Raw genomic sequence first — 19,172 nt, forward strand, 5'->3', positions numbered from 1 at the left:
ACGGCACACAACAAGAAGGAAGGAGGGATTGAGAAAAGTTTTGGACGACAAAAAATGTTGGGGACAGTGAAGCCGTCCAGCGTTATTTTTTTCGGTACAAAGGGCGAAGACCGGAACTCTTTCATATCCATCCACCGAAATAAATTTGCCGTTCAAAAACAAAGGGTCTCAGATGGAGCTATGAAAAAGCACACAAGGGGAGGCAGAAAACAAGGAAAAGGGAAGAACGGAAATAAAAAAAAGTAAAATCCAACAGACAGAACAATAAACAAAAGCATAAATATTAGGCAAAATTGTCCCGATAAAAGAATTATAACATGACTATTGAAGATGAAATCCTCCAATACCTGCACTATCATCCTCTATCAAACAGGGTTGAGATAACGCTTGGGATAACCAATCCTCCCAGTGGCAGGATTGTAAAAAGACTACTGGCCGATGCCGTAACCAAAGGAATGATAGAAGTACTCTAACAATAGTAGTGCCACTATATTATAAGCAGCACTGCAATTGTTCCTTACCCCAGCAAATGCACCTCCTGTAACCTCACCAATCCCAAATACATCTTCAAGAACACCTCCTGATACACCTTCAGATCCGGGAAATAGACGAAAGACTTCCGGGAAAAAGAGAGACATGTGAATGGCCGTTCATTTGGAACCTCCATTTCCGGATAGCGTTTCTTCGCCTGGTCAACCGCCATCTTGTTAAGTGAAGCCACGAAGTTGGCCTGGCGTATCGGATTCCATTTCGGGGTTTCAAGAATCATCATCCCATCTTTCCGCTCAGGAATAACCAAATATTCATCCTGCACGTTACGGGCGTAATAGCACACAAAAGACAAGGCCTCATAGACATTATCCCCTACATGAATACCGATAACCCGTTCTTCAGCCGGTGTACCAGCAAAGCATTCCGCAATCTGCTTCATGGCATACCCATGCAACAAGGCAGCATTAGAAGCCAACAGATAAGCCGGTGCGGTACGCTCTCCTCCCCTATCGATGGCAGCAAAGAGAGAAGGACTCCAACAGAGATGGATGATCTTTCCTTTCTCTTTCTCACGAAGGGAAGCGACACATAACCGGTTGTCAAAGACCAAACGGGCTTTTTTCGTTTCCGGATGGAACTGGAACACGTTCCGTACCCTGTCCGGCTTATGGATATCCATCATCAGATAGCCTTGCCACCCGGACACATGTTTTGTCTTTAAAGTTGTTTCGCTTTCCTCCACATCAAAGAGATAAGACAAGAGCTTTTCCCGCTTGCAACATACGGAAAGAGAAAACTCATCCTGTTCTTTCATCTGCTGCATATCCAATGAAAGGAGAAAAGCCAATTGCCAAGGAGTAAGCTCGGAAAAGCCATGTAATTCGATACAAGAGAACGAACCTTTCTCCGGTGAATAAATGGCATACCCTCGGTCATCAATCTCATATTTCAACATGAAATCCCCTTGTTCGACGGGAAGATAATTCTGTAAAACGGTCTGATAATTCATAAAGAAATATATTATATTAAGTTAGTATTCATAAAGAGAAATCGGGGCCACTCTTGCGTTTCCGTTTCTTTTTGGACGGTATGAGATCATCCTCTTGCGACTTCTTCCCGCTGCCGGTAATGTCAAGATCCGGAATGGCCGTAACTCCCCTACCCTGCATATAGAAAGCCTCACGATCCACCCGCTCACGGAACTCCCCTACCCTATTAATATGTGACGAGAGACCGACTGCCACGCCATCGAAATGCTTCTGTATATTCTGATAAGTGAGCTTACGGGAAAGATCCGCACCTTTAAAGAGATGAGCATTTTCCACGTTTTCCATATAGAGAGAAATCCCATATGCGCCTTTGCCGTTTACATGCTCCGTCACCCGAATCGATTCTTCCGCCAAGTTCTTCTTGAAATCCTCATATCCGGAAGAAGCGTTCAAAGCCTTAAACACGTGGTCATAGAGATAATGCTTCTGTTCATCGGCACTCATGCCATGCCCATCAAAACGGATATTACCGAAGCGATATTTCTGAGGAAGCGAAACGTCCTTCAGGTAAAAGCCTGAATCCTTGATGCCATAGACATAATAGGATTTGTCCTTCTTGGTGACCAGACGCATATACAATCCTTCTTGTTCCAGGTTCCTTCGGAAATCGGATGTACTTTCGGAAAAAGAGTAGATGCGGTCAAGCTGTTGTAACAGTTCATCCTTGAACAAGGGGTTGAAAAAACCTCCTTTTTCCAGCAATGCGAAAAGGTTGTCATAGCTTTCATCCCCCAACAGGACACGCCATTCTTCATTGGCCAGTTTTATTTCTTGCAAGGGTTTATCCAAAGACCAGTATGTATCGGATTGTTCTAGGACAGCCGATACCTTATCCTTGTAATTATAACTACGCATGGCTTTCTTCAAGGCCGCATCGAAATAATAGTTACGGTATTGCGCCTCTCCCAACGTGGTTCTCTTGCCTCCTTCCCTTTCCAAAGGCAACAGACCGTACTTCTGCTCCAGTTCCCTTGAGATCTTTTCGGAACGGCTGTAATTATTCCCGGAAGGAATGCTTTTGCCTTCTTCATCAATCGTGGTCAGCAGCACATGCACATGGCTGTGTGCCTTGTCGGTATTCAGGACAACGGCATAACAGGACTTTCCGTACCCCATCCTCTCGATATATTCCCCGGCAAGAGAAAGCCACTGTTCATCGGAAAGGCTTTCTCCCGGATAGAGGCTCAGAATAAATTCCGCATAAGGTAGTTTCACCCGGTCATTCAACTGGGAGATAAGTTCCATGTAGGCTGGCATGGCGGCCAGTTCGTCACCGGTGGAGGTGCAAAGCACTTTTCCGTTTCCTTCCTTGACCTTGGAAAGCTGGTATTCGATTTTCCGGCTCATGGACAGGTGGGATGAGAAAGAAGGCTGTATCTCGGCTATCATAACAATTTCCGGTTAATGGTTTCTACATCCGAAAGGTATTGGTTAATCCGATCCAATGAATACAATATATTTTCATCGGACGGAAGCGTATTGATATGTTTGGCAAGCTGGTTGATATTGGCTCCTATTTTACGAAGTTCATATATCATTTGCACATCGGTTTTCGACATGCTTCTGCCTTTCAAGGCAGACTCTCTGATAAAGGAAGAAAGGGATTTTCCCTCTTCCTTTGAACGTTGAAGAAGCTGTTCTTTCTCGGCTTCCGTCAAGCGGATCTTTATACTTATATCTCGATTCTCTTTCATATATACAGAGTATGTGAGTGTAACGAACATTGGTCGGCAGCTCGGCTGTCGCAAGGGTTTTTGTACCCACAAAAACATACCTTGCATTAGCAAAGATATACAATAATACTCAGCTGTGAAATAAAACCAAACAAAAGTCTTGATTTCTTAATCCTGATTAACCGCGCACTTTGTTACAAAGCAACTACGCACATTGTAACAAGCAAACGAAAAGCCATTAGTTACAAAATACATAATTACTAATTATATTATTACAAAGTATGAACATACATACTTAACTATAATATTAATAACATACATAATTATATTCATATTTATATATGTAAATACTTATATAATTAAGTAAATAAGTGTGTAATAAATTAATTATAAAAGTATGCAATTATTTAATTTATTATTTATATATTTGCGCACATACTTAAAAACGTACATTATGGGACAAATATTACCAGGAGTAGTCGTAGCTTTTGAGAATCCCAAGGGCGGGGTAGGAAAGTCCACATTGACAGCTTTGTTTGCAGGTTATATTCATTCGCAGTCAAACGAAGAGGGTGGCTTATCCATTGCCGTGGTGGATATCGACGACATGCAGAACACTATCGGAAAATTACGTGAGGACGAAGCCGAGGACGGAATCATGAAAAAGGAAGAAGAATATGAGGTTATCAATATCTCTTCCTCAGAGTTCATCAACCAACTGGATTTCCTTCAGGACAATTACGACATTATACTTGTCGATTTTCCGGGTAACCTGAAACAAAACGGTGTAGTTGAAACGCTGCACTTCGTTGACGTGATTATCATTCCCTTCGAACCGAACCAGACCGATTTAAGACCTACATTGACCTTTTACTATAACATCTATGAAGGGATTATTGAAAGCCGTCGAAAGATTGGTAAAAAGACTACCATGCGTGGTGTTATGAACCGTGTTCTTCCGAATGTGCTGGAGTTCAAAGAAATTTTGAAAAATAAAAAAACCTTGCCTTTCGAGTTGATGCAAAACTACATCAAGGATTCAAGGGTTGACTATCAACGCAATTTAAGTACGCTGAGTAAAGCGTACCATCATCCCTGTGATGCGTTCTGTGAAGAGGTATTGGAATTAATCTGTAACCATATAGGAGAATAAAGCTATGGCAACCAACAAAGAAAGGACATCATCAGCCGCCATGAGAAAACTCTTGCTGCAAAGCGCCAGTAAGAAAGAGCAGGAAATCCAGCAGATCGGAAGTGTTGCGGAAAGCACCATTCCCCAACCTGCGATTGAGCAGCCCATCCATGAAGAGGTGAAAGAATCGGCTCCGGTCACAGAAACCGTCCAAGAACCTCAGCCGGAACAAATGGAAAAGCCGGAATCCAAACCTTCCGTGCAGTCTTCTCCAAAAACAGAAGAAAGCAAAGTCTGCGGAAAAAAATTCTCGGAATATCTGGAAGAGCGAAAATTAAAGAATACCGAAGTAATCCGGATATCCAGCGAAACCCACAGAAAGCTGAAGCAGATTGCTATGGCCACGGGATTAGGAATGCACAATATCGCCAACAACATTCTTGAAGACGTATTAACCAGCCATAACAAGGAGATTCAAGCGATACTGAAGAAGTATATGAGCATCTGATTCTACTTTCGGAAAAATATATATACGCCTGTTCGACTGCATTTGTCGGGCAGGCGTTATTTTTGCACGCCATTTTAGTGAAGGCCGGCATTGAACCGGGACACTTTTACACAACTGCGGAAAAATCCCTTTGCCTATTATCCTGGACAATATGTTAAAGAATTCAAACTTCTACTTGTTTCCACCTCAAAATTTTTTCCGAAAGTAAGAATACGGTAACAAAATCATTTCTTCGTTTTATTTAGGTTTTTAGGGATTTAAGTATTTGTGGGACACTTTTACACAACTAATAAGGGAGGTTTTCCGTATAATCAACTATATTATTGCAAGTTAGCACTTACTGGCATCTTCTCGTAACCGGGACACTTCTGCACAACTAACCGACTATTCGGGACACTTCTGCACAACTGAACAGGAAAGTCGGGATACTTTTACACAACTAGAATCTGCATTCGGGACACTTTTACACAACTAAATCAGGAATCCGGGACACTTCTGCACAACTAAACCGGCCATTCGGGACACTTTTACACAACTGGGGGATCGGAAACAGCCGTAGTCGGGACACTTTTACACAACTAAATCAAGAAACAGCACGAAAAAAATGCTTTGGAATCTTCATTTATAGGGAGTTAGATTCACTATCTCCGTAAAAAAACGTATCTTTGCATCAGTAAACAACAAGTGTCCGCCTATGAAGGAAAGTAATACACAAAAAGAGTTGAGCAGAGTCCCCAGGACTCTCAGCGAGTCTTCCAACACGAAAGTATTGGAAGTTCTATTTGATGCAGGCGGCACTGTCATGTCTGACATTATCATTTACGTGGCATCTTCACAAATGAAAGATCTGTTCGGCGACTGCTGGTTCTCCATCAACGATTTTTGTGAGGTCATGGGGTATGAACGAACCAAGTTGCAACGAAAACTGACCGAGAAGCAGCTTGATTTCCTGTTCAGCAACCAACGTCCGGTATATATCACCGAACAGAACGGCCAAAAGATAGAGCATCCGATAGAGAACACCTTTGAAGCGGCGTTATACCGTTTAGGGACATCCAACCTCAGTGTAGCATACGCCATGAACGGCAAGACGCAATATAAGTTCATTCAAATACTGGACCGCTTTGAGATAAAGGATAACTTCGGCACGAAAAAGCGCACCAAGCGGAATTACAACGTGCATCTGAGCAAAGATCTGATGAATACTTTGCTTACCGAATACAATCTGCTGGAACTGAAAGACTACCGTAACCTGCCCAACCGCAAAGGCTACCGCAAGTTTTATCTGAACCTGGCGAAAATGATTTACCTGATCAAGTATAAGATTGACCAAGGACAAGCACCTTATTTCACCGTTACGGTTGACCAACTTGCTAAGGAATTTGATGTAACGGTAAAGGACAACCATGACCGGAAGAAGAAGGTGACCAGCATCTTAAACGGTATCAACAAAAAGCTGGAGAGAACCAAATTCCAATACCAGTACATCAAAGGAAAAGGGGAGAAGTGGCCCTACACCGTACAGTTTTTCTTTGACCAGGAAACATTGGAATATTTCGACGAAAAGATAAAGGCGATACTGACCTCGCAATATCACGATGCGCTTAAATCATGCTTCTTGTTAAACAAGAAAGGCATTCCCGTGAGCAGACATTATCAATATAAGGATTTCTTTAAATTGGGAACCGGCGAATATTATCATGAATTTACCGCATGGCTTTATTCTGAAGAGGACAAGGAGATTAAGGAGAACATCTACCGGGATATCTATATAAAGGTAGTAGGCATTCGTCCAGAAGACCTTGCCGTCAACTTAAATCCCTAAAAGTTGGAACAAAAACCATAAAATAGTATCTTTGCAGCGGATTGTCAGAAAATTGGCAGCCCGCTTTTTACATACGTCCGTCTGTCTAACAAAAGAGTGGCATCTATCGTTAAGGAATTAACAACAACAGGCGCATGCCTGTACCAGTATGAAACTGGTACGGGGCGTGCCTTTGTTGTTGGAACGCCACGTCCATGTTAGAGGGTACGTTTCCGTACCCTTATATAAACATAAAACAAATTCAATGGTTCAAACAATTGCCACCCTGATAGATGAGACGCTCATGGTAATGGGCGCCCATCTTCACGTGCGGATGACAGACGAAGAAAAGGCGTATCTTGATGCTCATTTCGAGCTTATCCATATCAAAAAGGGAGAACACCTCGTCACCAGGGGCGAGGAAGTATGCTACCTCTATTATCTGGAATCCGGCATCGTCCGGTTATGGTTTCCGGACAAAGAGAATAGAGAGATTTCAGCACGGTTTATCCAAGCCAAAGAGTTCATCAATTTTTTCCTTTCACATGAAGAACACCATGCCCACTACAATATCAAGGCATTGGAGCCATGCAAGATCTGGAGATTGCCCAAAAAAGATCTTCATCAGCTATATGAGTTATCCATCAATTTCAACAAGCTGGCCAGAATACATTTGGTAAGATCCATCAACCGCAAAATAATAAGGGAAGAGGAGTTTTACACACTGGATGCCGAAGCGCGTTACAAAGCGCTTTTGGCCAATGAAAAATGGCTGTTACGTTCAATACCCTTAAAAGACATAGCAAGTTATATCGGCATCACGCCACAAGCATTGAGCAACATCCGAAAGCGCATATAAACCAAACCCTATAAGCCGGGCAGGACAGTTTTACACAACTAATCCTATCCGGCTTTTTTCTGTAGAATTATTCCACACCTGCCGGTTTACGGCACATGTATTTTTTAATGCACATTAAATAAACACGAAAGGCCCTTTAAAAGCCTTTCATAAAATTTGTCCTCCCGTATATAATCTATATGTTTGGAGCGAAAACAACGCGATAAGCACCTTGATTCGGTTCTGCCGACAGGAATCCGCGTAAATTGGAAACACCGTATGAGACAAATAGAAAAATATATAACATTAATAACCTAAAGAGTAATTCCCATGGAACACATCAGACTGACTGCTATCAGCCTTAGCCTGCTGTTATGCACCGTAAGCGCTTTTGCGCAACGCCATTATGAGAACATCCCGGCACTTGAATTGAACTACGGCACTAACCTGTTCGGCAATGCAGGCAACTATTACAACCTCTCCTTTTCCAGATACATCAACCGGACAAGCTATTGGAAAGCCGGGTTTAGCTATTTTGAGAAACCTTACGAATACACAGCCAACCTACCGCAAGTCTCTACCTTGAACCCGGAAGAAACGATTCCCGAAACGATACATGACAAGGGTAAGGACTTTTTTGTGGACGGCGGTTATTACAGAACCCTGGCCTGCAACCTGAAATCCGTTTACTGGGGCATCGGCCTGGGAGGATTCATCGGTACAGAATACGTCCGCCACCCCGATAAGGAATACAACTTCATCATCGGCCCGAAACTGGAAACGGAACTGGAAGTATTCATCCTGCCCCGAACGGCATTGCTTGCCCGCATACAACAACATTGGAATCCCCTATCCATTGACAAGTGGAACACTGTCTGGAACGTAGGAATAAAGATACTGCTCTACTAACCGACAAATCATATCACCATGCTTATTATCATATTGTTAGCCGATACAAATGTATCCGGCCTGATCTCCTTATACCGTGAAATAGGCGCCATGCTGATAGGGGTAGGCTTTCTATGTGCCGGACTAGCGGTACTTAAAAAGCTGATAAGCAACCACGAGCGCACCAAAGAGGCCATCATCACCTATATCACGGCATTGGTCACTTGGCTCATTATCTGGCAACTCTTATGAACGTAGTGGATTTGATACTGGTTGCCATACTCGCCTGTGTCACGCTTCACTTTTACTTTCGGAAAAAGAAGAAAGCACTTTCTTCCGGAAAGGAGAAAGAGAAGCCGATAAGGGAGGCGGTGCGCAAGGAAGGGCAGGAGAGAGCCTGTCCGGTCATCTGCGTGGTATTTCAGCCTGAGCTGGAAGAAGAGGAATTGGCTGCCGAGATAGCCGATATGTACCTGCATGGAAGAGCCTACTACTACTCAGGCAAACCACTGCCGGAACAGCCGAAAGAAGAGCCCATATCCATCAAGTATAAGGATGTGCAATGGGAGAGACTGAAAACGATTCATGTTTAATTAAAAAATAGGAACAAAATGAAAGCAATCGAAAATGTAAGAGAAAAAGCGAACCAAGTCATTAACCGCTATGGAAAGGTTATCTTCACCTTTCTCATATTCTTCACGCTGTTGGGAACGGCACAAGTGGCGGAGGCACAAAGCGGCCTGAAGATTAACAGCCTATCCGAAGTGACAGACAAAGCCAAAGAGGGTGCGGACACCATTCTGGACGTAGCCAAATACATTTTGGCGGCGGTACTCGGCATCGCCCTGGTCTTTGTCATCTATTCGCTTGCCACGAACAATCCCCATGCCAAGGAATACCTGCTCGGCTGGATCATCGCCGTGGTAGTCATCATGGTGGCCTTCCTGATTATCTAAAAACGAAGAGCCATGAGAACCATGCGTAAAATCAACAAGCCGATCAAGTTCTTCGGTCTGTCATCGGGACAGTTCGCCATCTTCATGCTGCTGACGGCCATCATCATCATCGTGAGCATATTTAAGCAGCTGCACCCGATACTCATCATCGGAATCATTTCCGCCATTCTGTTTCTATCCGGTCTGCTGTTCCAAACCTTGAAAAAGGAACACAAGGCCGGTAACCCGGACTACCTGACCGGCCTCCGGATCAAGAACGCCACCCCCCGGCAGATAACGGACAAACGGCAGATTTTCAAATTCATCCTAAAACAGCAACCATGATAGGAATCATCATACTCATATCACTGCTAATCTGTGCGCTGTGCCTGCTGATTGCTCTGCTGTATATCCGGCAGACAGAGATAGAGGTGAAGGACAAATCCGTGGATATGGAAAGTGTCTTGCCTATCCAGACCATCACGGAGAACGCCGTCATCAACGGGAACGGTGACATCACCGTCGGCTACCGGCTGCTTCTGCCCGAAGTGTTCACCTTGTCGGAAAGCGAGGCGCAATACATCCACGAGCGGTTGGAGGCTCTTTTGAAGATGCTTCCGGCAGGCACGGTCATCCATCAGCAGAATTTCTACTATACGGGGCGATACCATCATGCAGAATACTCTTCCAATGCCCTGATAGCGGAGAACAACCGTCATTTCAACGGCAAGGAGATACTGAACAGCTACACCAACCTGTATGTGACGTTCACGAACGGCAGCCGAAACGGTAAGATACGCAAAAGCGCATCGGGCACCTCGCTGATGCGAAAGCTGCACTACCCGTTCAAGCAACCTTATAAGGAATATCAGCAACGGCTGACAGAAATGGAAGCCTTTCTGATGAACTTTGAGAACGGTTTGTCGTCCATCCAGCAGTTTGAGATACGCAAGATGGATGATACGGAACTGAACAACGCCATCTACGACTACGTCAACCTCTCTTACGAGACACCGGAAAACGATGCCACGCAGAAGAGCGTCAACCCTATGGCCGTCAGTGAAAGCGGAAGCATGAAAATAGGGCAGCAGCACGTTTCCATCCTTTCGCTGACCAACGAAGGCGAGCATCTTCAGGAACTGGCCGTGCCGCACACCGGCAAGTCGAAGGCATACGGGGGAAACATAGAGATACCGGACAGCATACGGAGCAAATGCTCGATGCTGTACCCCGTAGGACTTGGCCTGCCGTTCAACCACATCGTAAACATCGTGATAGAGATAACCGATCCAGATGCCACCGTAACGGCCATCGGTGCGGAGAAAGACGCGCTGAACTACATCACCAACTTCTACCCTCCGGCGGCAGAGAAGCAACGCGAGCAGGCAGCCTTCTGCGATGAGATTACCCAGTTCGACTACCAGACCGCCTATACCGCCTTCAATGTCGTGCTGAACGATACAGACCGCACCTCGCTCATGCGGAAAACCGCACTGGTACAGCAAGGCTTCAGCTTTATGAACCAAAGTTCGTGCTATGTGGAGAACGCCGAGCTGTGCAACCTGTTCTTCTGCAACATACCCGGCAATGCCAGGGCCAATTACCGGGGCTTCGTCAACACGACCAAGCAGGCCATCTGCTATCTGCAAAAAGAGGGGATGTACCTTTCGGACGAGAAAGGGCATATCTACCATGACCGTTTCGGTACTCCCGCCAAGATAAACCTCTGGGATTATCCGGCGCTGAACAACAAGAACCGCATCGTTATCGGCCCGTCCGGTTCCGGTAAGTCTTTCTGGCTGAACAATTACATCCTGCAAAGCTATGAGCTGGGCCGGGATATGATGATCATCGACATCGGCGGCTCTTACCGCTCGATGATAGCCTTGAACCGGGGCAAATACTTCGACTCTACCGAGCAGAAGAAATTTGCGTTCAACCCCTTCTTGTGTGACCGTGACAAGAACGGCAAATACCTGTACATCGACACCACGGATGCCGAGTCCGCCGATGACCAGATAAAAACCATCGTCGCCATTATCAGCTACATTTGGAAGGTACGTGAACCCATGCTGCCTGCCGAGAACGCCATTCTCAGGAAATCCGTCATCGGATTTTATGACTATGTGAACAACTCTTCAATAGGAGAGAAGCATGAGCGTATCTTCCCGACGCTGATAACTTACCGGGCTTATCTGAAGGAAGTGTTCAGCAAACGGATGACCGAGTTTGAGAAACAGAAATTCGAGATAGAGGAGCTGTTGCTTTTGCTGGAACCCTATACAGACGGAGAGCTGTCATTCCTGCTGAACGCCACCGAGAACGTGGATATCGTGCATGACCGGCTGATAGCCTTCGATATGGAAGATGCCTCTAAGAAAGAGTACTTTCCGCTCGTTGCCATCATCACCCTGCAAATGATCGTGGATAAAATCAAGAAACGCCAGGGATTTGCCAAAGAACTGATCATCGACGAAGCGCTCGACTTCCTGCAAGACGAGAAATTCGGAGACTTCATCGCCTACCTGTACCGTACCTTCCGTAAAAAGGAGGGAAGCATCACGCTGGCCGCACAGAACATCCTGTTTTTGAAAAACATGCCGTCCAGTATCAAGGACTCCATCATCATCAACTGCGCGACCAAGATTATCCTCGACCATTCGGAACACCGGCAGAACCTGCCGGAAGTGAAAGCCGTGCTTTCCATCACGGACGAAGAGGCCTATATGATCGAGTCGTTGCAACGCACGGAACGCTGGAGAGAGTTTTTCATCAAGATGTCGAACGATGCCTTCATCTTCCGCAACGAAGTGTCCGACTTCGCCGCCGTAGCCTTCGATTCGCGCCAGGCGACGGTAGTACGGCTGAAGCAGTTGTTCAACGAAAGCGGCTCGACCTATACGGCCATCAACCGCTATCTGGAGGAAAGGAGGAAAAAGTATGGATGACGCCACCCAAGGGCTGACCGCCCTTCTAAGCTGGTCAACCGACTTCAACGGCAGTGCATACAATCTTGCCGGAAGCATTGCCGCCGCACTTTTGGGCGTTGCGCTCATTTTCGTGGTATGGGCACTCGCCACGAAAAAGGAAAATGCCAAGAGCTATCTGACAGCCTGGCTGGTATGTGCCATATTCACCTTATTATTCATCACCAACAAATAACCGTCATGAAAAGAATCATTCTCATACTCGGACTTGCCGCCTCGATGGGGCTGACGGGAACCGGCAGTGTTCATGCCCAGTTCGTCGTGCATGATCCCGGCCACACCCTGCTGAACTCAACGGAATGGATCGCCAATGTCAAGAAATGGGTTACACAAATCAATGAAATGATCGATGCCCAGGAACTGCGGCTCGGCCTGCAAAAGATCGACCAGTTGAAGGAACTCAAATCACTGAAAGAGCTTGCCGACCTGCTGGACGACGTAGCCTGCCTGAGCAGCGACTACAGCTTTTACCTGAACGTAGGATCGAATTACCACTGCCTGAAATTTCTCAACTTTCAGCGTGTGACCGTCAATCTGAGCCTGAGTACCGACCTGCTGTTCAAGGTGGCCACCGTGACCAGTTACTTCTCAATGAACTCGGAAGGGCGCATGTCCTTTATCGAGCAGGTGAAGGAATCGGTGGAAAAAGCCGCCGAAGAGATGCGTGAGTTTAACGAATCCGTGCGTTCCACGGTCATTTACAAATCCATGAAGGGGCATAACCGGAAGACCTATTACCAGGGACGGTTGGCCGCTTTCACACGACACACCAATTAAACGTTATGAATCAAGATAATTTTCTCTGGGGACTTCAGATCACGGACGGTCTGACGATGGAACTCGTTTCGCAAATGACGGTCATCGCCTTCGGTGTTGGTGTCATCTGCTTTATCTGCAACCTGGCATACAACTATCTCTATCACGGAGCCAGCCAGCTGTTAAGCCCGAATGAGGACAAATTTCCCGACATGATGGAAATCGCCCGTTGCCTGGTACTGTTCTTCTGCCTAAGCATGTACACCCCCATCGCCCAAACCATCGTAGGCACGATGGAAGTAATCAACGAAGCCACCTCGCTGACCTCCGAGCGTGCGCAGGAATTTGCCCAGTTCATGGCACAATCAGCCACCGAACAAGGAGAGATGATTGTCGAATACGACAAACACAGCCTCCAGTCGGAGGTAGCAGCCGGAGAAGACAACACCGGCGCCATGCAGCACGAACTGGATAAAAAGATGGAAGAGGACGAAATGACCGGTGTACGCTCCAGCGTGGAGAAGATTGTGCAGCTGCTCAACCCCGCCAACCTCGCCACCCTTGTACTTCATGGCATTTCCGCCCTATTGGTAGGAATCATACAAGTAGTCATCTTGGGTATCGGCGTGGTCATTGTCAAGCTATTGGTCATTCTCGGCCCGTTTGTCTTTGCCGTAAGCATGCTGCCGGTCTTTCAGAAACAGTTGAGTATCTGGTTCGGTACGCTCTGCTCCGCCTGTATGGTATTCACCGTCATCAATATCCTGAATCAAATCATGTGGCAGACCTTCAAGGCCATCTATACGGAAAGTGCCGACATGGTAGACGCAGCTACGCAGCAGATACAATATTTAGGAATGGATCTCGCCTTAATCGGTGCTTATTGCAGCTGTTTCTGGCTATCCTCCAAAATCGTAGGACACAGCGATGCCGGGAAAATCATTTCGAAAACCGTGTCAATCGTCACCACGGCGGCCACCATCGCCCTGATGGGAGGCGCAGCGGCAGGCGGCAAGCTGACCAACGTAGGCGGTGCCGCCTCTATCGGGGCAAGTTTCATAAACGACAACAATAAAAAATAGAACTATGAATCTGATGAAATTCAAAGGAGCAGATGATGCGGTCAAGCTGACTATCCGGCTTTCAGCCGGGTACTGCATCATCCTGACTATCGCTTTTGCCAGCAGTATCATCTTCCTTATCAACAAAATAGAAAAAGCATACGGCCAGGCTCTCGTCATCGACAGGCAGGGAGAAGTCTATGAGGCAAGCAGCCTGTCTGCCAGCGATATGCGGCAATACGAATACATGAACCATGTAAAGACCTTCGTAACCCACTGGTATGCCTTTGACGAAAGCAGCTACGAGAAGAACATTTCGCTTGCGCTCAACCTCATAGGCAACAAGGGGAAGGAGCTGTTGAACGAGTACAACGATGTGAATATGCTGAACTCACTCATACAAAAGAATATCCGTTACGGGGTACGCATCAAGGATGTAGAGATTAACACCCAAACGATACCCGTTTCCGGAAAGATAATCTTCACGCAGACCGGGTACCGGGCACGGGGAAGCATCTCACGTAATATCGAAGCGGAGTTCACCATCTATGATATGCTGTCCCGCAGCGAGGAAAATGCGCACGGAGCCAAGATAGAAGATTGGATTGTCCGCTATTCCGAACCCGTGGAAAGCAACGGCGCCAACACATCGCAGGCAGCTTCTCCGGGCAAGAATGAAAACCAGTCAGAAACCTCTAAACCAACCGACCATGGAACCGAATAAACTTATCAAAGACAAGAACAAGCTGTTGATGGCCATCCCGGTAATCCTGGGCATCCTCTTCCTTTATGTATTCTTCATCCGTGAGGACGGGAACGTGCCGTCAGGGAGTGACAGACAGACCGCCTCGCAAGCCTTTCTGGAACCACAGTCGGAAATGGCCGACAAGGTGAACGACAAGATGGAAGCCTATAAGCAGGACAAACTGGAAGAGCAGGAGAAGGCACGCATCCTGAAAGAGTCTCAAGTCAAAGGATCTGATTTTTACTTCGAGCTGCAAAACCAGCAGGAACGGTATGACCGTGCCACACTGGAGCGCATCCGCCGTATGCAGAACAATCCGTACAGCGAAGTCATGGCAGAATACGGAGGTGGCCGGAACGGACGCTTCTCTCATCAGCTGGAAAGCCAACTGGACGGACTGGAGGACGAGCAGGCGCTCAACGAGATTATCCGGGAAGCCAAGAAGAACTCACGCATCCGCAAGGAACTGGAAGAATCCGACAAATACCGCAAGCGCATGTATGAACGGATTGTCAATTATGACCAAGAGGGAAAAACGGAGAAAGCCGCTGCCAACCCTTCCGGCCATCCATCCGCCGACAGCCTGATGCAAAAAGGCCCGATCTACCGTGCCGAAAACGGCAAGCGGGTACGCCGCCAACCGACCTCCACACCGGGAAACAGCAACCTCTTCAGGGCTTGCATCCACGGCGACCAGACCGTAGTCACGGGCAGTACGGTACGGATGCGGTTGCTTCAGGACGTAACCCTATCCGGCATGAAGATACCGGCCAACACGCTGTTTTACGGTGTCGCCACTTTGGGAGCCAACCGCCTCGATGTGGTGGTCAGCAACCTGAAGGTAGGAGACAACCTCAATCCCGTATCGGTGGTTGTCTTCGACAATGATGCCATGGAAGGTTTGAACCTACCCAATAACCTGAAAGCCAGTGCAGCCAAGCGTATGGAACAAGGTCTTGTACAGAACATCGACATGCCGCTCTCTTCCATCGGCACGATGGCCAGCGAAGTGACCAGCGTAGTCAACGCCACCACCCAGGTAGCCAAGCAAATCTTGAACATGAGCCTCTCACAAGTGAAGGTACATCTCAAGTCCAACTACGAAATGTATATCCAGGAAGAGAGTCAGGAATCGAAGTTGCGCAGGCAAGCCGTGCAAGCGGAGTTACAGAAGCTCTATGAGCAAATGGAACAAGAGAAAACGAACAAGAAAAATCATCCCCTTCAAACATTGATAGACAAATTATGATAGACATTCTCAATTACCTGCTTGCGCTGTCAGCGGTCTTTTTCGGCTATCGGATCTACGTATCACGCCGGAACGGACGAGCCTTTAAAGAAATCCGTCCGCTGACCGTTTCTTTCGGCATTACCCTGCTTCTTCTATGGGGCATTACCGTATTCACCGCCTTTTTTTCAAGAACCGTTTAACATATCGACAACATGAAGAAATATATTTATCTACTGTTTTACTGCTTTGTGTGCAGTCTGCCGCTCTTCGCTCAGGAAAACGGCACTCCCCGGCAACAAGCCATCAGCCAAAAAGACATCTTTATCTCTTTCGACTGTGTGAAACACCTGGTATTCCCTGTGCAAGTATCTGATATCGCCATCGGCGAACAGGAGCTTGTCATGGCCAGCCGGGTAGAAGAGGCGCCCCATATCGTCAGGCTCTCGGCGCAAGCGGAAGGATTCACCGAAGAGACCAACCTGACCGTAGTCTGCATCGACGGAAGCGTTTACACCTATCACATCCGCTACCTTCCCGAAAGCGGCACGGATTCGCACCCGAACATTTACGAGGACAACGGGAAATGGCAGCACCATGACTATCAGGCAGAAGTCAGCGACCTCCATCTGGCCGAGTTCTTCTTTCCGGAGGACATCGCTTACGGAACGCCCGGCAACGAGGTGTCCTTCACTCTGGCCGCCTACAACAACCAGTTGAAAGTATCAACCGCCAAAGATGCCGTGGCATATTCCAACCTGTTTGTGGTGGATAAGGCCATGAACACTTACCACATCACCATCAAACGGGGCAATACCTCCGTATTCACCTACAATTTCGATGACCAGCGCAAATATACCGCCCATGTGGATGTGAACAGCGAGGAAATGGAAAGATGCATCCAAGAGCTGCGCACCAAGAAGCGCAACATCTACAGCCTGGGGGTCATCGAGAACAAGTTTGAGTTGTCAATGGCCAATCTGTATGTGCATGAGGACTTCATGTTTTTCATCTTTGACCTGAAAAACAAATCATACATCGACTACGACATCGAGTTTGTCAAATGTTTCCAGCGTGACCAGAAGAAGAGCAAGAACGCCATCCAGCAAGAAACGACCATCGAACCTATTTATCAGAAAGATTTTGATACGAAAATCAAGGGCAAGAGCCGGAACCGGCTGATACTTGGTTTCGACAAATTCACGATACCCGATGATAAGGTATTCGAGATCGAGATTTACGAGCGAAACGGCGGGCGGCACATCAAGCTGGCCGTGTTGAACGAATACATCCTTTCCGCAGAACCCTTATACAAGCCACAGCCATGAAACTGAGAGAAGCATTAGACACCTATATGTTCGACAACGTGGGACAGTTCGGCGGCATCGCCGAATCACTGGGCTATCAGACCGAATACCGGGACGGATATTTCCGGTTCCGCAAAGACGGGGAAGAGCTGAGCATGAGCGTAAGCGAAATCAGGGAAAAAGCCGGAGCAAAGTACGATGAAAGCCTTCGTGACCAATCAAAAGAACGTGTATCCGCCCTTTTTAACAAGGAACGTGCCAATGATCCTAAATATGTCGCCGAGCTGGAGAAGGAGGGCATCAGCATCAAGCGGTGGGAGAACCTGAAGGGACATGACAAGGACGGCTTTACCGTCATCGACCATCGCCTGAAGGTATGCTACACCGGACAGTCGCTCTATGAATACGCCTACAAGCAAGGGAACATCCTCGACGGGAAAGGCACCAAGCTGGAAAAGGGTATCATGTCTGATTTGATGGAGATACACGGCAAACCGGGGAAGCTCCGTTTAAACGATGACGGAATCTCCGTATTCTACCGCAAAGAGGCGTTGGTTATCCCGGACAAGGTGCTGGGAAAGAAGTTGGGCAAGAAAGAGAAAGAACAGCTGCTTGCCGGTGACATCGTACCCATCACCGTAAATAAGAAGGACATCCTGCTGCAAGTTGACCGGGATCTGAACTCCGTCATCCTGCGCACCAACCAGGAAATCAAGATTCCCGATATCATCGGGCAGACCAGCGAATATGGCGGCTACAAGTTAACCAAAGCCGACAAATACCTGCTCGCCAACGGCCATGCACTGGAGAACAAGCTGCTGCACAGTCCGGAAGGCTACTTCATTGCCGACATCCAACTGACGGATGACAGGAAAGGAGTCATGATACAGAACATACAGAGTATCACTCCCGGCAAGGCACAAGAGCTGATCAAGGCCATGACCCCCAAACTGGAAGCCCATGCGGCCAACATAGAGGCTGCAAAAGAGCAAAAACACGAAGAGGGGCGCAATATGGAAGCCGAGTTTAAGGAAGCGGTGGGCAAACATGACTTTGAAAAAATCGGGAAGCTCAAAGAGGAAGGATATAAACCCAGTGAAGAGTTTATCAAAGGAATCGGTAAGGAACACGGTCTGGATGAAAGGCAAACCCATGAAGTCATCCAGCTGTTCGGCACCAAGCCGGAAGAACAGGGCGAACATGAAAGGCAGGCCGCACGTCTGTTGGATGCCGCACAGACCGACAACTTTCATGTCATCCAAGAGATACAGAAAGAAGGGTACCGGCTCACCCAACAAGACCTTACCCGGATGCGTGAAACGGGTGTGCAAGCCAACACGCTGATAGCCGTACAAAAGATTTTCGGGATGGAAGGCAGCACAAAGACACTGGGAGATGTCAAACTGGCCAGCACACCCAAACCCGACAACAGCAAGGAAATGGCCCGTCCGATAGCCAGCACCATCAACCGGGCTTTCAATGACTTATAACCTAAAAAATCAGGAATTATGGATTACGATGAATTAGTACAGAAAAACATTGCAGGAGAAATCTGTGACTTAGAGTTTCTACTTGCACAGGAAGAGCTTGCACAAGCCTATCAAGAAGAGATGGCTGCCAAGCAGCAAGAGATAAACAACCAAACGGCCAGAGAATGGCTGCTTGATTACGAGAACAGAAATCTATACCAATAAATCATGGATACAGCAAGTGACAAAGCATTACAGCGTTTCGCCGAACTGATGATTTTATGTTGACGTCAACATAAG

At 47.0% G+C, this 19,172-nt stretch carries 24 protein-coding genes; 21 read left to right on the forward strand and 3 right to left on the reverse strand.

Going from position 1 to position 19,172, the window contains the following annotated elements; translation table 11 throughout:
* The coding region (locus BSCG_RS30285) for a hypothetical protein (RefSeq protein ID WP_050428073.1) at window positions 1–246 on the forward strand (246 nt) is incomplete at its 5' end.
* Window positions 247–317: 71 nt separating this feature from the next.
* Entirely contained in the window at window positions 318–473 is a 156-nt protein-coding gene (locus BSCG_RS30185) for a hypothetical protein (protein ID WP_005868867.1), read from the forward strand.
* A gap of 44 nt (window positions 474–517) precedes the next feature.
* Here BSCG_RS30185 and BSCG_RS01420 read toward each other — a convergent pair whose 3' ends face one another.
* From BSCG_RS01420 to BSCG_RS0128110, 3 genes are read right to left on the reverse strand one after another with little or no spacing between them, the layout of a single operon-like run.
* Window positions 518–1,501: a hypothetical protein gene (locus BSCG_RS01420; protein ID WP_008771414.1), complete on the reverse strand. Its 984-nt coding sequence runs from the start codon at window positions 1,499–1,501 to the stop codon at window positions 518–520.
* Between the two features lie 28 nt (window positions 1,502–1,529).
* The gene (locus BSCG_RS01415) at window positions 1,530–2,930 is read right to left on the reverse strand and encodes a relaxase/mobilization nuclease domain-containing protein (RefSeq protein WP_008777465.1); all 1,401 of its coding nucleotides are present in this window, start codon (window positions 2,928–2,930) and stop codon (window positions 1,530–1,532) included.
* Window positions 2,927–3,265, reverse strand: coding sequence for a plasmid mobilization protein (locus tag BSCG_RS0128110; protein WP_008771416.1), 339 nt, complete (start codon window positions 3,263–3,265; stop codon window positions 2,927–2,929). Before BSCG_RS0128110 ends, BSCG_RS01415 begins: the two co-directional genes overlap by 4 nt.
* 403 nt (window positions 3,266–3,668) lie before the next feature.
* Here BSCG_RS0128110 and BSCG_RS01410 point away from each other — a divergent pair, with 403 nt between their 5' ends.
* From BSCG_RS01410 to BSCG_RS01320, 19 genes are all read left to right on the forward strand, one after another.
* Window positions 3,669–4,367, forward strand: coding sequence for a ParA family protein (locus BSCG_RS01410; protein WP_008997423.1), 699 nt, complete (start codon window positions 3,669–3,671; stop codon window positions 4,365–4,367).
* A gap of 4 nt (window positions 4,368–4,371) precedes the next feature.
* Complete coding sequence (locus BSCG_RS01405) at window positions 4,372–4,854, forward strand: DUF3408 domain-containing protein (RefSeq protein WP_008771418.1); 483 nt, start codon at window positions 4,372–4,374, stop codon at window positions 4,852–4,854.
* Window positions 4,855–5,548: 694 nt separating this feature from the next.
* Window positions 5,549–6,679 (forward strand): hypothetical protein, encoded by a 1,131-nt coding sequence (locus BSCG_RS01400; RefSeq protein ID WP_005868874.1) that lies wholly within the window; start codon window positions 5,549–5,551, stop codon window positions 6,677–6,679.
* Between the two features lie 244 nt (window positions 6,680–6,923).
* Window positions 6,924–7,517: a Crp/Fnr family transcriptional regulator gene (locus tag BSCG_RS01395; protein ID WP_005868875.1), complete on the forward strand. Its 594-nt coding sequence runs from the start codon at window positions 6,924–6,926 to the stop codon at window positions 7,515–7,517.
* 309 nt (window positions 7,518–7,826) lie between these two features.
* Window positions 7,827–8,405 carry a conjugal transfer protein TraO gene (locus BSCG_RS01390; RefSeq protein WP_005868877.1) on the forward strand — a complete coding sequence of 193 codons (579 nt, stop codon included), beginning with the start codon at window positions 7,827–7,829 and terminating at the stop codon, window positions 8,403–8,405.
* Window positions 8,406–8,423: 18 nt separating this feature from the next.
* Window positions 8,424–8,636, forward strand: coding sequence for a hypothetical protein (locus tag BSCG_RS01385; RefSeq protein WP_005868879.1), 213 nt, complete (start codon window positions 8,424–8,426; stop codon window positions 8,634–8,636).
* Window positions 8,633–8,977 (forward strand): hypothetical protein, encoded by a 345-nt coding sequence (locus BSCG_RS01380; protein WP_005868881.1) that lies wholly within the window; start codon window positions 8,633–8,635, stop codon window positions 8,975–8,977. The genes BSCG_RS01385 and BSCG_RS01380 overlap by 4 nt, the downstream gene beginning before the upstream one ends.
* Window positions 8,978–8,995: 18 nt before the next feature.
* Window positions 8,996–9,340 (forward strand): hypothetical protein, encoded by a 345-nt coding sequence (locus BSCG_RS01375; RefSeq protein ID WP_005868883.1) that lies wholly within the window; start codon window positions 8,996–8,998, stop codon window positions 9,338–9,340.
* A gap of 12 nt (window positions 9,341–9,352) precedes the next feature.
* Window positions 9,353–9,664 carry a hypothetical protein gene (locus tag BSCG_RS01370; RefSeq protein ID WP_005868885.1) on the forward strand — a complete coding sequence of 104 codons (312 nt, stop codon included), beginning with the start codon at window positions 9,353–9,355 and terminating at the stop codon, window positions 9,662–9,664.
* Window positions 9,661–12,267: a TraG family conjugative transposon ATPase gene (locus BSCG_RS01365; RefSeq protein ID WP_008777468.1), complete on the forward strand. Its 2,607-nt coding sequence runs from the start codon at window positions 9,661–9,663 to the stop codon at window positions 12,265–12,267. The genes BSCG_RS01370 and BSCG_RS01365 overlap by 4 nt, the downstream gene beginning before the upstream one ends.
* Complete coding sequence (locus tag BSCG_RS01360; protein ID WP_008771420.1) at window positions 12,260–12,481, forward strand: hypothetical protein; 222 nt, start codon at window positions 12,260–12,262, stop codon at window positions 12,479–12,481. The genes BSCG_RS01365 and BSCG_RS01360 overlap by 8 nt, the downstream gene beginning before the upstream one ends.
* Before the next feature lie 5 nt (window positions 12,482–12,486).
* Window positions 12,487–13,083: a hypothetical protein gene (locus BSCG_RS01355; protein ID WP_008771421.1), complete on the forward strand. Its 597-nt coding sequence runs from the start codon at window positions 12,487–12,489 to the stop codon at window positions 13,081–13,083.
* A gap of 5 nt (window positions 13,084–13,088) precedes the next feature.
* Window positions 13,089–14,144 carry a hypothetical protein gene (locus tag BSCG_RS01350; protein WP_008771422.1) on the forward strand — a complete coding sequence of 352 codons (1,056 nt, stop codon included), beginning with the start codon at window positions 13,089–13,091 and terminating at the stop codon, window positions 14,142–14,144.
* Between the two features lie 4 nt (window positions 14,145–14,148).
* Complete coding sequence (locus tag BSCG_RS01345) at window positions 14,149–14,847, forward strand: hypothetical protein (protein WP_008771423.1); 699 nt, start codon at window positions 14,149–14,151, stop codon at window positions 14,845–14,847.
* Window positions 14,834–16,117, forward strand: coding sequence for a conjugative transposon protein TraM (gene traM, locus BSCG_RS01340; protein ID WP_032849860.1), 1,284 nt, complete (start codon window positions 14,834–14,836; stop codon window positions 16,115–16,117). Before BSCG_RS01345 ends, traM begins: the two co-directional genes overlap by 14 nt.
* Window positions 16,114–16,299, forward strand: a complete 186-nt coding sequence (locus BSCG_RS01335) for a hypothetical protein (protein ID WP_007564699.1) — start codon at window positions 16,114–16,116, stop codon at window positions 16,297–16,299. Before traM ends, BSCG_RS01335 begins: the two co-directional genes overlap by 4 nt.
* A 12-nt stretch (window positions 16,300–16,311) precedes the next feature.
* Window positions 16,312–17,424 carry a DUF4138 domain-containing protein gene (locus BSCG_RS01330; RefSeq protein WP_008771425.1) on the forward strand — a complete coding sequence of 371 codons (1,113 nt, stop codon included), beginning with the start codon at window positions 16,312–16,314 and terminating at the stop codon, window positions 17,422–17,424.
* Window positions 17,421–18,893, forward strand: a complete 1,473-nt coding sequence (locus tag BSCG_RS01325; protein WP_008771426.1) for a DUF3945 domain-containing protein — start codon at window positions 17,421–17,423, stop codon at window positions 18,891–18,893. The genes BSCG_RS01330 and BSCG_RS01325 overlap by 4 nt, the downstream gene beginning before the upstream one ends.
* Before the next feature lie 18 nt (window positions 18,894–18,911).
* Window positions 18,912–19,097, forward strand: coding sequence for a hypothetical protein (locus tag BSCG_RS01320; RefSeq protein WP_008771427.1), 186 nt, complete (start codon window positions 18,912–18,914; stop codon window positions 19,095–19,097).
* The last annotated feature ends 75 nt before the right edge of the window (window positions 19,098–19,172 follow it).

The sequence above is a fragment of the Bacteroides sp. 2_2_4 genome (assembly GCF_000157055.1).
GTDB lineage: Bacteria > Bacteroidota > Bacteroidia > Bacteroidales > Bacteroidaceae > Bacteroides > Bacteroides ovatus.